Raw genomic sequence first — 12,692 nt, 5'->3', positions numbered from 1 at the left:
GAGCTGGCTTGCCAGCGATGGGGTCATCCAATATTGCGCAATCACTCAGGGCTCAACCCTTGGAAACCGGCAACGGCGCAAACAACGCCTCGATATCACTCTGTTCCAGTTTGAATCCGCCCGTCGTGCCACCCTCAAGCACCGCCCCGGCCAGCGCCGCTTTCTCCTGCTGCAACGCCTGGATCTTCTCTTCGACGGTGCCTTTGGCAATCAACTTGTAGACGAACACCGGATTGTTCTGGCCGATGCGATACGCCCGATCGGTCGCTTGGTTCTCCACTGCCGGGTTCCACCAAGGATCGAAGTGAATCACCGTGTCTGCCGCCGTCAGGTTCAGACCGGTACCGCCGGCCTTGAGGCTGATCAGGAACAACGGCACCTTGCCGCCCTGGAAATCCCTCACCGGCGTGCGCCGATCGGTGGTGTCGCCGGTCAGCAACGAGTAAGCAAGCCCGCGTTGCTGCAACTCCTGCTCGATCAGCGCCAGCATCGAGGTGAATTGGGAAAACAGCAGAATGCGCCGCCCTTCACCGAGCAATTCTTCAAGCATCTCCATCAGGCTGATCAGCTTGCCGCTGCCGGAACGCAACGCCTTCGCCGTGAGCGGCATATTGACCAGGCGCAGATCACAGCAGACCTGGCGCAGCTTGAGCAGCGCATCGAGGATGATGATCTGGCTGCGCGCCACGCCGCTGCGGGCGATTTCGTCGCGGACCTTTTTGTCCATCGCCACACGCACCGTCTCATAGACGTCGCGCTGACCATCACTGAGTTCGACCCAGTGGATGATCTCGGTTTTCGGCGGCAACTCGGTGGCGACCTGATCCTTCTTGCGCCGCAGCAAAAACGGCTTGATGCGCGCGGTCAGGTGCTGCATGCGCTGGACATTGCCGTGCTTCTCGATGGGTGTGCGGTAATCGCGATTGAAGGATTTGCTGTCGCCGAGCCAGCCGGGCATGAGGAAATGGAACTGCGACCACAGCTCGCCGAGGTGGTTTTCCAGTGGCGTACCGCTCAGACACAAGCGCTGACGGGCCTGCAAGTCACGGGCGGCCTGCGCGGCTTTGCTCAGCGGGTTCTTGATATTCTGCGCTTCGTCGAGAATCAGCACGCTCCACGGCTGCGGCTGCAAGATCTCCAGATCCCTGGGCAGCAATGCGTAAGTGGTCAGCACCAAGTCGTATTCGGCGAGATTGGCAAAGTCCTTCTGCCGCCCGGTGCCGTGCAGCGCCAGGACTTTCAACTGCGGCGTGAAGCGCTCGGCCTCGTCGAGCCAGTTGGGAATCAGGCTGGTCGGCATCACCGCCAGTGCCGGACAGTCCAGGCGCCCGGCGTGTTTTTCCGTGAGCAGATGCGCCAGGGTCTGCAGGGTTTTGCCCAGGCCCATGTCATCGCCCAGAATGCCGCCGACTTCCAGCTCGCGCAGGGTCTGCATCCAGTTCAAGCCTTCGAGCTGATACGGACGCAGTTGCGCGTTGAGGCCGGCCGGCGCAGCAACCTGGGCGTGACTGGAATTCTGCAGACGCTTGGCAAAAGTGCGCAGGCGTTCGCCGCCCTGCCAGTCCAGCGGCACGCCATCGAGCATACTCAGACGCGCGGCGTCTGGAGCGGTCAAGCGCAGCGCATCACCCTGATGGCCGCCCAGGTACAGCTCGCCCAGCGTCGCCATCAGCGGTTTGACCCGACTCAGCGGCAATGCGACTTTGGCGCCCGCCGGGTCGCCAAAACCGCTGGGCTTGAGCTCGATCAGGAGTTTTTCATCATCGCTGCGCTGCGCCAGATTGACCGGGTCGAGCAAGCGCGGCTGGGTGCGTAATAGGTGCAGAAGGATCGGCAGCAAGCTGTAGCGCTCGCCGTTGACGACGATGCCCAACTGCAAATCAAACCACTGATGGCCGGCCTCTTCTTCAACCTCGGCGTACCACTGCTCAACCGGTTGTACATCGAAATGGAAACCGGGACTGATCTCGATTTTCCAATCTGCGGCGCGCAGCGTGGCCAGCCCTTCGTGCATGAACCCGAGCCAGGCGGAATCATCCGGCAAGGTAAACATCTCGCCGGGACGGTCCATTGCACTCTTGCGCGTGGCTTTCTTGAAGCCATGTTTTTGCAGGTTCTGGCGCAGCTTCTTTTCCAGCGCAGGTTGACGCTGAATGCGCTGGGTTTCGCTGCCGCTGAGGATCATCACTTCCGGGTTGCGATCCACCGCCGGATGACCGTTGTAGGTAAACAGCAGAGCGGCGCGGTGCTCCAGCACATATTCCCAGCGCGAGCGTTCTCGGCCGCTGACCAGGGTCAGTTGCGGCTGCGGCAGCACGTCATCGATGACTCGCTCGGTGAGCTTGTGCGGTGGCGCAATTTGGGTCGCCGCGCTCATGCGATGGCTGAACTGCATGGCCTGACGCGCCGGAACGTCTGGCGCCAGGGTCAAATGGCAGGCGAGCTTTTCTTCCAGCTCAGTGAACAGCGGGCCAACCTGGCGCTGCTCGCGATCAAGATAATAAAGCGGCTCCAGCGCCAGCACGGTTTCCTGCGCGGCTTCGGCACTGCTCCATTGCGCGCGGAATCCGCCGTCAGCCTGCTCGGCCCAAGAGAACTGACCGACGCGTTTCGCCCCCGGTGTCAGCGCTCGCAGGTCTTCGAAGTCGAGGAACAGCCGCGAGGTACGCAGGAGCATTTCCAGCAGTTCGGCGCCACTGCTGCCTTCCAGCGGATAGCCGCTGTAATAGGCGTGATGGGAATGCATGGCGACCAACAGCCGGGCGATGCGCAGATCCAGTTCGGACAGGTAGCCCGGCTGGCGCATGAGCATTTCCGCGAGCGAGTACATCGGTTTGACCTCGCGTAACTCGCCGCTCTTGAGCTGATAGACCTTGAAAATATCAAGCAGCCACTTGCCGTTCGCAGACGTCGGTTTGAGCTTGTAAAACAGACGCGTGCCTGCGGTTTGCGCACTTTCTTCAGCGGGCTTGGCCGGCACGGGAATTGTTGAAAGCCAATGCTCGAGCGCTCGCCCCAACGGGATCTGTGCATCATTGTCAGACGCATCCTCACCCGTGCCCAGCAGGTGATAGATCACCGCCGCGCTGTGCTTACAGTCGATTGCAACAGGACAGCTGCACAGGCAACGCAGGTTTACCGACCCCAGCCGATCTTCGGACAGATAAATGCTTTGCTCATAGGCCTGAAGTTGCGAACCGACGCAGAACGCCTCGATCTTCCTGTCATCGATCTCGAGGATCTCTACCCGGTCATCGGCGGCATAAGCGCGGGCCTTGGCCAACGCCTTGCTACTGAATGCGTGGGTCCATGTCAGCCCTTTAAGCCGTTCGATGAAAATGCTCATGGACAGTCCTTAGCTGGCCAGCACTCGCGCCAACGTTGATTTCACCTTGCCCATGCCATCGTGCAGGGCCTGTTCGATTTCGGCCATGGTGATGACTTCGGTGGTCTTGCCGGCTGCAGGATTCACCACCAGCGCCAGACAGGCGTAATCCAGATCCAGCTCACGCGCCAGCGCCGCTTCCGGCATGCCGGTCATGCCGACGATGTCGCAGCCGTCACGCTCCAGTCGCACGATCTCGGCGACCGTTTCCAGACGCGGACCCTGGGTGCAGGCATACACGCCTTGATCGCTGTATTCGCAGCCTTCGGCGGCGATCGCGGCAATCAGTTGCTGACGCAACGGCTCGCTGTAGGGAAAGCTGAAATCGATGTGGGTGACGTGCTCCAGATCATCGGCGAAATAGGTGTGCTCGCGCCCACTGGTGTAGTCGACGATCTGGTGCGGCACGCAGAAATGCCCGGTGCCCATGGCCGGATGGATCCCGCCAACGGCATTTACGGCGATGATCGCTTCGGCACCCGCCTGCTTCAACGCCCACAGGTTGGCGCGGTAGTTGACCTTGTGCGGCGGGAAACGATGCGGGTGACCGTGACGGGCGAGGAACAGCACTTCCTTGCCGGCGTATTCACCAATCTGCACCTCGGCCGAAGGCGCGCCGTAAGGGGTGTCGACTGCCAGCGACTGGCGAATGCTCAGGCCTTCGAGCTGAGTCAGGCCAGTGCCACCGATGATTGCGTAAACGGTCATAACGAAAAAATCCTTAATCGATCAGTTGAGCGTCTTTGAGCGCGCCGAGGGCGGTGAGCCAACGCGGGTCCTGACGATAATCGGTACTGGCGAAGGCTTGACCGCGCATCTTCGCGATGCGCGCGGAAGGCTTGACCTTCATACGCTGGGCGGCACTCAACGCCAGCTCGGCTGCCGCGCGGTCGTTGCATACCAGGCCCATATCGCAACCGGCACTCAGCGCGGCTTCGATGCGGCTGGCAGCGTCGCCGACCACGTGGGCGCCGGCCATCGACAGATCATCGCTGAAGATCACGCCATCGAACTGCAACTCGCCGCGCAGAATCTCCTGCAGCCAGCGTCGGGAGAAACCGGCGGGCTGCGAGTCGACTTGCGGATAGATGACGTGGGCCGGCATGACGGCGGCCAGCTGCTTGCTCAAACGGGCGAAGGGCACCAGATCATTGGCGCGGATTTCGTCGAGACTGCGCTCGTCGTTCGGAATCGCCACATGGGAGTCGGCTTCGGCCCAGCCGTGTCCCGGGAAATGTTTGCCGGTGGCGGCCATGCCGGCGCTGTTCATGCCGCGAATGAATGCACCGGCGAGCAAGGCTGCGCGCTCGGGATCGCCTTCGAAGGAACGGGTGCCCACCACGGCGCTGCGCTGATAGTCCAGATCCAGCACCGGGGCGAAACTCAGATCGAGCCCGACCGCCAGCACTTCGGTGGCCATGATCCAGCCGCATTGCTCGGCGAGATACTCTGCATTCGGGTTATCGGCGATGGCGCGCATCGCTGGCAGACGGACGAAACCCTGACGCAAGCGCTGCACACGCCCGCCCTCTTGATCCACCGCCAGCAGCAGATCCGGACGAATCGCGCGGATCGCGGCGCTCAGTTCGCGCACCTGGCGTGGATGCTCGATATTGCGGGCGAAAATGATCAGGCCGCCCACTTCGGGCTGACGCAACAATTGGCGATCTTCAGCCGTCAGCCAGGTACCGGCGACGTCCACCATCAACGAGCCTTGCAGGCCAGCAGTCATAGAGATTCCTTGAAAACAAAAAACCCGATCTGCTTGCATTCGCTACCGTGGGCATTGCCCGGACGGTCAGCAGAATTCATGCAGATCGGGTTCAGTACGAGAGTCGGCATGGCCGGCTAGCTTAGCGGATACCAGCTGCCGCGCCCACCCGTGCGCGGTCAAACCTTGGCGGCGACCGGTATGGATTTGCTGCGCGGACGCAATTGCGCGCTGGCCATGGCTGTATCGGTGACGCCGGTTTCGGCGCGCATGCCGGCAGCGAGGAACGGCACCATCAGGCGCATCACTTGTTCGATGGAAGTATTGACGCCGAAATCGGTCTCGGCGATCGCGCGCAAGGCCTTGATCCCGGACATGCTGAACGCAGCGGCGCCAAGCATGAAGTGCACGCGCCAGAACAGCTCGATCGGTGGAATGCGTGGCGCCGCTTCATTGACCAGCAGCATGTAGCGGCGGAACACTTTGCCATACATGTCTTCCAGATAACGTCGCAAATGGCCCTGGCTCTGGCTGAACGCGAGGCCGAGCAAACGCATGAAGATCGACAGATCGTTACCGCTGCGAGGCTGCACGACGAGCGCTTGCTCGACGAGGATTTCCAGCAGCTCTTCGAGGGTCGGCTTGTTCTCAGGCTTGGCCTGACGGCGCTCCAGCTCTTTATCGAGGCTCACGCAGAACGGCCCGAGAAAGCGCGAGAACACGGCCTGGATCAGCGCCTTTTTCGAGCCGAAGTGATAATTCACCGCAGCCAGATTGACGCCAGCCTTGCTGGTGATCAAACGCAATGAGGTTTCAGCGAATCCTTTCTCCGCGAACAACTGCTCGGCAGCATCAAGAATGCGTTCAACGGTTTCCGACTGGGCCATGGCTACTCCGCCTGACAAACACTTGTTTGAAACATACGTTTCAGCCTAAGCCTTGTCAAGCCTGCCGGTTCGTTTTGGGAATGGTCGGTCAGGTATTTAACCACACAAGGCGCCAGCATTAATAAGCGCCCTTCGCGACCGCTCGGCGGGCGGCAAAAAAACGCCCATTGCCAAGACCGCTTCACTGTATATAATCCCAGTCACTGTATAAAAAGACAGAGCGATCAATATGCTAAAGCTGACGCCACGCCAAGCCGAGATTCTGGCCTTCATCAAACGTTGCCTCGAAGACAACGGCTATCCGCCCACCCGTGCGGAAATCGCTCAGGAATTGGGTTTCAAATCGCCAAATGCGGCGGAAGAACATCTCAAGGCCCTGGCCCGCAAGGGCGCGATCGAGATGACCCCGGGCGCTTCCCGCGGCATTCGTATTCCCGGCTTCGAAGCCAAGGCCGACGACTCCACCCTGCCGATCATTGGCCGAGTGGCTGCCGGCGCGCCGATCCTCGCCCAGCAGCACATCGAAGAATCCTGCAACATCAACCCGACCTTCTTCCATCCTCGCGCCGACTACCTGTTGCGTGTGCACGGCATGAGCATGAAGGATATCGGCATCTTCGACGGCGACCTGCTGGCAGTGCATACCACCCGCGAAGCGCGTAACGGCCAGGTTGTGGTTGCGCGTATCGGCGACGAAGTGACGGTCAAACGCTTCAAGCGTGAAGGCAGCAAAGTCTGGCTGATTGCCGAGAACCCCGAGTTTGCCCCTATCGAAGTCGACCTGAAAGATCAGGAACTGGTGATCGAAGGCTTGAGTGTCGGCGTCATTCGCCGCTAAAGGAGGCTCCATGCAGTTCCCACACACACCTCAGCAAACACAACTGCCTTTATTTGAAGCGTTTCTGGCGCAACCGATTGCGCCGATCCTCAAAGACGTGGTCGAGCGTGACTGGAATGCCAAACCTGACGCCTTCAGTGAGCTATCACTGCGTGGTGCGGCCGGGAACTGCCTGAACCTGCTAGCGCCGATCCTCCGTGAATTGAGCGAGGATCAGGATGCGCGCTGGCTGACGCTGATCGCCCCACCCGCCAGCCTGACGCAAACCTGGCTGCGCGATGCCGGCCTGAACCGCGAACGCATCCTGCTGCTGCAACCGCGTGGCACGCAGAGTGCTCAGCAACTGGCGTGCGAAGCGTTGCGACTGGGTCGCAGCCACACCGTGGTGACCTGGCTAAACCCGTTGAATGCCAATTCACGGCAACAACTGATCAGCGCCGCGCGCACGGGCGAAGCTCAGAGCCTTAACATTCGTTTGGGTTGATTGTTGAGTAATGCGCGCTGTGTGAAGCGCAGGGCTTCTCCAGGGACAGAGAAGCCGATCTGAAGCGCAAGCGACCGAGAAAAGGCCAAAGCGTGGATCAATGAAGAACCCGCGGCCCCTCTTCCTTATCAAACTCGCCTTCAACCATACGACCTGCCATCTGCACGCCGACGCTCAACATCGCTTTGGCAATTTCAACGTGCTGGCCTTGCAGGAACGCCTTGGCATCCTCGGAGAAATCCAGCGTCACCAGAGAACCTTCGTCCTCGGCCCTGCGCAGTTCGATTCGGCCGTCTGGTAACTCGACAATTTCTAGAAAGGACGTTGGCATATAAGTCTGTTCTCCACGAAAGGCAGCGATTATATAGACATCATTCGAGCTTCGCTCGGGATCTTGACCAGCAGCATGTTTCAGATTGCCACTGCGCCAAACTACCTCAGCACTCGTTCAAGCCTTCACGGAAACGCAGGGCCAGACCTTTAAGGTTCTGCCGCCAGCTCTCCAGCTCGTCTCGACTGAGCTCTTCTGGCGCCTCTTCTTCATCAAGATTAATCGCTTGGATCAGCGGCTGCGTCACGTCGCCTTTCGGCTTGCGTGGCGCCCTCGGTGGCTGAAACAGTGCTGCGTGCGCCGCCAGCAGTTTCGCCAGCCAGGTTTCCGGATTACCGGCCAGCTCGACCATTTCGGCCAACTCCGGAATGGCGATCGACTCCAGCACTTCGCGCTTCAACAACTCCTCTGCCCTCGGCGAATTGGCCTGCGGCAGACGATAAAAACCGGCGATCTCATGACACAAGCCCAGCAGTGCGCCGTAGAGGTGGAACAACGCCGACTCACGCCCGGCCTGGATCAGCGCCAGAGAATTCATCGCCCGCCCTTCTTCAGCACGAGCCAGAGCTTCGAGTGACAGGCCTGCGAAATAGATCTTCTGGTTGGTGCGGGTATAGAGTTCGTGGGCCATGACGGCAGCCTCCACAACGAAATAATTGCTTCACACAGGCCCGGCAGTGTCATGGATCAGCCGATGCCAGCGCAAGCAAAAAACAAAAAGGCCGCATGAAAACCCGAAGGGTTCATGCGGCCTTTTTGCTGTTCAGACTAGCGCTTACTCAGCCTTGGCCTTTGCGCTGCGCTTGTCTTCAACAGTCCACTTGCCACCGTCGTAATACGCTTTCCAGCCTGTCGGCTTGCCGTCGACTTCGGTCTGTACGTATTGCTCCTTGGTCTTGCGGCTGTAGCGGATGACCGCTGGCAGACCGTCAGGATCCTTTTGCGGAGCCTCGCACAGGAAGTGGTACTTCGGATCGATCTCGTCCTTGTGCGGCAGAATCTCGATCACCAGCGGAGCGCGAGTCTCGCGGTTTTTCGGGAACTGACTGGCGGCCAGGAACAGACCGGACGCACCATCGCGCAGGATGTAGGTGTCGTTGACCTTTTCGCATTTCAGCTCAGGCATCTTCACCGGATCCATCTTCGGCGGCGCCGCGTCACCGCTCTTCAGCAACTTGCGGGTGTTCTTGCACTCAGGGTTGGTGCAACCGAAGAACTTGCCGAAACGGCCGGTCTTGAGCTGCATTTCGCTGCCGCACTTGTCGCATTCCAGGCTCGGACCTTCATAGCCCTTGATGCGATAGCTGCCTTCTTCAATTTCGTAACCGGCGCAATCCGGGTTGTTGCCGCAGATATGCAATTTGCGCTTCTCGTCCAGCAGGTAGGCGTCCATCGCCGTGCTGCAGATCGGGCAGCGATGCTTGCCACGCAGTACCAGCGATTCCGATTCGCCCTCGTCGTCCGCTGCGATTTCATCGCCCGGCACCAGGTTGACGGTGGCCTTGCAGCGCTCTTTCGGCGGCAGGCTGTAGCCCGAACAGCCGAGGAACACGCCAGTCGATGCGGTACGAATCTGCATCGGACGACCGCAAGTGGTGCACGGAATGTCAGTCATGACCGGCTGGTTGGCGCGCATGCCGCTGTCCGGGTTTTCCGCTACTTCGAGTTTCTTCTTGAAGTCGCCATAGAACTCGTCCAGCACGTTTTTCCAGTCGCGCTCGCCCTGCGCCACGTCATCGAGGTTCTCTTCCATGCCGGCGGTGAAGCCGTAGTCCATGAGATTGGAGAAGCTCTCGGACAGACGTTCGGTGACGATGTCACCCATCTTTTCCGAGTAGAAACGACGGTTGTGCAGGGTCACATAACCGCGATCCTGAATGGTCGAAATGATCGCAGCGTAAGTCGAAGGACGACCGATGCCGCGTTTTTCCATCTCCTTGACCAGACTGGCTTCGGAATAACGCGCCGGTGGCTTGGTGAAATGCTGCGACGGGTCAAGCTTGATCAGCTTCATCACATCGCCCTGGGCCATGTCCGGCAGCACGTCATCATCGCCAGGCTTGGCAATTTGCGGCATCACCCGGGTGTAACCGTCGAACTTGAGGATACGGCCCTTGGCACGCAGCTCGAAGTCGCCAGCGCCGACGCTGACGGTGGTCGACAGGTACTGCGCCGGCAGCATCTGGCAGGCTAGGAACTGGCGCCAGATCAGCTCATACAGACGCTCGGCATCGCGCTCCATACCCGCCAGCTTGCTCGGCGTGGTATTGGCGTCGGACGGACGAATCGCTTCGTGAGCCTCTTGCGCGCCTTCCTTGCTGCTGTAAACGTTCGGCGTTTCCGGCAGGTACTTCTTGCCGAATTCGTCTTCGATGTAGGTGCGCGCCATCGCCACGGCGTCGGCCGAGAGATTGGTCGAGTCGGTACGCATGTAAGTGATGTAGCCGGCTTCGTACAGACGCTGGGCCATCATCATGGTTTTCTTCACGCCGAAACCGAGGCGGTTGCTCGCAGCCTGCTGCAAGGTCGACGTGATGAACGGCGCCGACGGCTTGCTGCTGGTCGGTTTGTCTTCGCGCTTGACGATGCTGTAACTGGAGGACTTGAGCTTCTCCAGCGCAGCCATGGCCTGGGCTTCGTTCAGCGGCTTGAAGGCTTCGCCTTTTTCGCGAGCCACTTCGAAACGCACGGTCGAGCCTTTGGTGGCGCCGAGATCAGCGTGCACTTCCCAGTATTCTTCGGGATTGAAAGCACGGATTTCACGCTCACGCTCGACTACCAGCTTCACCGCAACCGATTGCACGCGACCGGCGGACAGACCACGGGCGATCTTGGCCCACAGCAGCGGCGAGACCATGTAGCCGACGACGCGGTCAAGGAAGCGACGCGCCTGCTGGGCGTTGACACGATCAATGTCCAGCTCGCCCGGCTCGGAGAAGGCTTCCTGGATCGCCTTCTTGGTGATTTCGTTGAACACCACGCGCTTGTAACGGCTGTCGTCACCACCGATGGCTTCGCGCAGGTGCCAGGCAATGGCTTCCCCCTCGCGATCCAAGTCGGTTGCGAGATAGATGGTGTCAGCATCCTTGGCGAGCCGGCGCAGCTCTTCGATGACCTTTTCTTTGCCCGGGAGGATCTCGTACTGGGCTTTCCAGCCGTGTTCGGGATCGACGCCCATGCGCGAGACCAGCTGCTTGCGCGCTTTCTCTTTCGGCGAGAGCACCGGACCTTCGCCCGCAGCAGCCTTGCCGCGCTTGGCGGCCGGCTCTTTGCTGGCGCTAGCCGAACCGCTGGTGGGCAGGTCTCGGATATGGCCGATACTCGACTTCACCACGTATTGGTTACCCAGATACTTGTTGATGGTCTTGGCCTTAGCCGGGGATTCCACAATGACCAGCGATTTGCCCATGGATCAGAAAATTCCTGAATTCTAGAAGTGAAAGGCGGTTGGCGCCTGACGCGGCACCGCTATATATAGTTGATACAAGGTGAGGTCAAGCGCAGGGTTGTCTGCGCAGTCGCCTCATGCCTTGTCAAAAAGGCTCGGTTCGGCTTGCACCAAAGCAAAGCGCGGCACCTGCTCGCCGTCAACCTCGACTGACTCGACGAACATGCTCAGCGGGCGCACCCAATAGCCGTAATCGCCATACAGGGCTTGGTAAAAGACCACTTCTTCTTCGGTTTCGGAATGCCGCGCAACACTGAATACACGGTATTGCGGACCTTTGTAATGTTGGTAGAGCCCAGGTTGTATCGGCATGCTTCGGCCCTCACTGAAATCTTTTCAAAAATAAATAAAAAACCCAAAAACAAAAACCGGGGCACTGGGCCCCGGCTTCCATCGACGAGACGCTTAAACGCGTTCGAAGACGGTGGAGATGCCTTGGCCGAGACCAATGCACATAGTGGCCACCCCGAAGGTGCCGCTATTCTGCTTCATCACGTTCAACAGGGTGCCGGAAATACGTGCACCGGAGCAACCGAACGGGTGACCCAGGGCGATCGCGCCGCCGTGCAGGTTAACCTTCTCGTTCATCTTGTCGAGCACTTTCAGATCTTTCAGCACTGGCAGAGCCTGTGCGGCGAAAGCTTCGTTGAGCTCGAAGAAGTCGATATCGTTGATGCCAAGGCCTGCGCGCTTCAGGGCTTTTTGTGTTGCCGGCACTGGACCATAGCCCATGATCGCCGGGTCCACACCCGCCACTGCCATCGAACGGATAACCGCCATAGGCTGGATACCCAGGTCCTGTGCACGCTGCGCCGACATCACGATCATGCACGAAGCACCATCGGTGATCTGCGACGAAGTACCGGCAGTCACGGTGCCGCCCTTCGGATTGAATGCCGGCTTGAGCGCCGCCAGACTTTCCAGGGTGGTTTCCGGACGAATGGTTTCGTCGTAGTCGTACAGTTTCAGGAAACCGTTCTCGTCGTAACCCTGCATCGGGATGATTTCGTCCTTGAACTTGCCTTCCACGGTTGCCTTGTGGGCCAACTGGTGGGAACGCACGCCAAAGGCATCCTGCTGCTCACGGGTGATGCCGTGCATCTTGCCGAGCATTTCCGCGGTCAGGCCCATCATGCCCGAGGCTTTCGCCGCATACAGCGACATGTGCGGGTTCGGATCGACACCGTGCATCATGCTCACGTGGCCCATGTGCTCGACGCCGCCGACCACGAACACGTCACCGTTGCCGGTCATGATCGCTTGCGCAGCAGTGTGCAGCGCGCTCATCGACGAACCGCACAGACGGCTGACGGTCTGGCCGGCCGAAGTGTGCGGAATCTGGGTCATCAGCGACGCCATGCGCGCGATGTTCCAGCCCTGCTCCAGGGTCTGGTTGACGCAGCCCCAGATCACGTCCTCGACTTCCGCCGGGTCGACCTTGCTGTTGCGTTCCAGCAGTTTGCTGATCAGGTGCGCCGACATGTCTTCAGCGCGGGTGTTGCGGTGCATGCCGCCCTTGGAGCGGCCCATCGGAGTACGACCGAAGTCGACAATCACGACGTCTCTAGGATTCAAGCTCATAAGTTCACTCTCACTCTAGTTGGGGGC

General features: G+C 59.8%; 11 protein-coding genes. 2 read left to right on the top strand and 9 right to left on the bottom strand.

Annotated elements, in window-relative coordinates; all coding sequences use genetic code 11:
* Positions 1 to 52 precede the first annotated feature (52 nt).
* From ACV8MC_RS15660 to ACV8MC_RS15645, 4 genes are all read right to left on the bottom strand, one after another.
* Positions 53 to 3,346: a DEAD/DEAH box helicase gene (locus ACV8MC_RS15660; RefSeq protein ID WP_457262528.1), complete on the bottom strand. Its 3,294-nt coding sequence runs from the start codon at positions 3,344 to 3,346 to the stop codon at positions 53 to 55.
* A gap of 9 nt (positions 3,347 to 3,355) precedes the next feature.
* A complete protein-coding gene (locus ACV8MC_RS15655; protein WP_252886569.1) occupies positions 3,356 to 4,093 on the bottom strand; it encodes an S-methyl-5'-thioinosine phosphorylase in 738 nt (245 codons plus the stop codon).
* Positions 4,094 to 4,106: 13 nt separating this feature from the next.
* On the bottom strand, positions 4,107 to 5,105 hold the full coding sequence (nagZ, locus tag ACV8MC_RS15650) for a beta-N-acetylhexosaminidase (RefSeq protein WP_177434164.1): 999 nt from the start codon (positions 5,103 to 5,105) through the stop codon (positions 4,107 to 4,109).
* Between the two features lie 170 nt (positions 5,106 to 5,275).
* Positions 5,276 to 5,983 carry a TetR/AcrR family transcriptional regulator gene (locus ACV8MC_RS15645; protein WP_056791523.1) on the bottom strand — a complete coding sequence of 236 codons (708 nt, stop codon included), beginning with the start codon at positions 5,981 to 5,983 and terminating at the stop codon, positions 5,276 to 5,278.
* A 229-nt stretch (positions 5,984 to 6,212) separates the two neighbouring features.
* Here ACV8MC_RS15645 and lexA point away from each other — a divergent pair, with 229 nt between their 5' ends.
* Complete coding sequence (lexA, locus tag ACV8MC_RS15640) at positions 6,213 to 6,821, top strand: transcriptional repressor LexA (protein ID WP_016775490.1); 609 nt, start codon at positions 6,213 to 6,215, stop codon at positions 6,819 to 6,821.
* A 10-nt stretch (positions 6,822 to 6,831) separates the two neighbouring features.
* Positions 6,832 to 7,305 (top strand): SOS-induced cell division inhibitor SulA, encoded by a 474-nt coding sequence (gene sulA, locus ACV8MC_RS15635; RefSeq protein ID WP_041477346.1) that lies wholly within the window; start codon positions 6,832 to 6,834, stop codon positions 7,303 to 7,305.
* 97 nt (positions 7,306 to 7,402) lie between these two features.
* On the opposite strand, the gene ACV8MC_RS15630 is transcribed toward sulA, so the two are convergent.
* The 5 genes from ACV8MC_RS15630 to fadA all read right to left on the bottom strand — a co-directional run bounded on the left by ACV8MC_RS15630 (position 7,403) and on the right by fadA (position 12,665).
* Positions 7,403 to 7,636, bottom strand: a complete 234-nt coding sequence (locus ACV8MC_RS15630) for a hypothetical protein (RefSeq protein WP_003226592.1) — start codon at positions 7,634 to 7,636, stop codon at positions 7,403 to 7,405.
* A 106-nt stretch (positions 7,637 to 7,742) separates the two neighbouring features.
* Entirely contained in the window at positions 7,743 to 8,267 is a 525-nt protein-coding gene (locus tag ACV8MC_RS15625) for a DUF6586 family protein (RefSeq protein WP_041477347.1), read from the bottom strand.
* Positions 8,268 to 8,411: 144 nt separating this feature from the next.
* Entirely contained in the window at positions 8,412 to 11,045 is a 2,634-nt protein-coding gene (gene topA, locus ACV8MC_RS15620; RefSeq protein ID WP_457262525.1) for a type I DNA topoisomerase, read from the bottom strand.
* Positions 11,046 to 11,159: 114 nt separating this feature from the next.
* A complete protein-coding gene (locus ACV8MC_RS15615; protein WP_133340511.1) occupies positions 11,160 to 11,396 on the bottom strand; it encodes a DUF1653 domain-containing protein in 237 nt (78 codons plus the stop codon).
* 93 nt (positions 11,397 to 11,489) lie between these two features.
* Positions 11,490 to 12,665, bottom strand: a complete 1,176-nt coding sequence (gene fadA, locus ACV8MC_RS15610; RefSeq protein WP_016775495.1) for an acetyl-CoA C-acyltransferase FadA — start codon at positions 12,663 to 12,665, stop codon at positions 11,490 to 11,492.
* Positions 12,666 to 12,692: the final 27 nt, after the last annotated feature.

Source organism: Pseudomonas sp. PK-RTE-24 (assembly GCF_054052265.1).
Note: the sequence above shows the minus strand (reverse complement) of the source record. Positions and strands in the feature narration are given on the sequence as shown.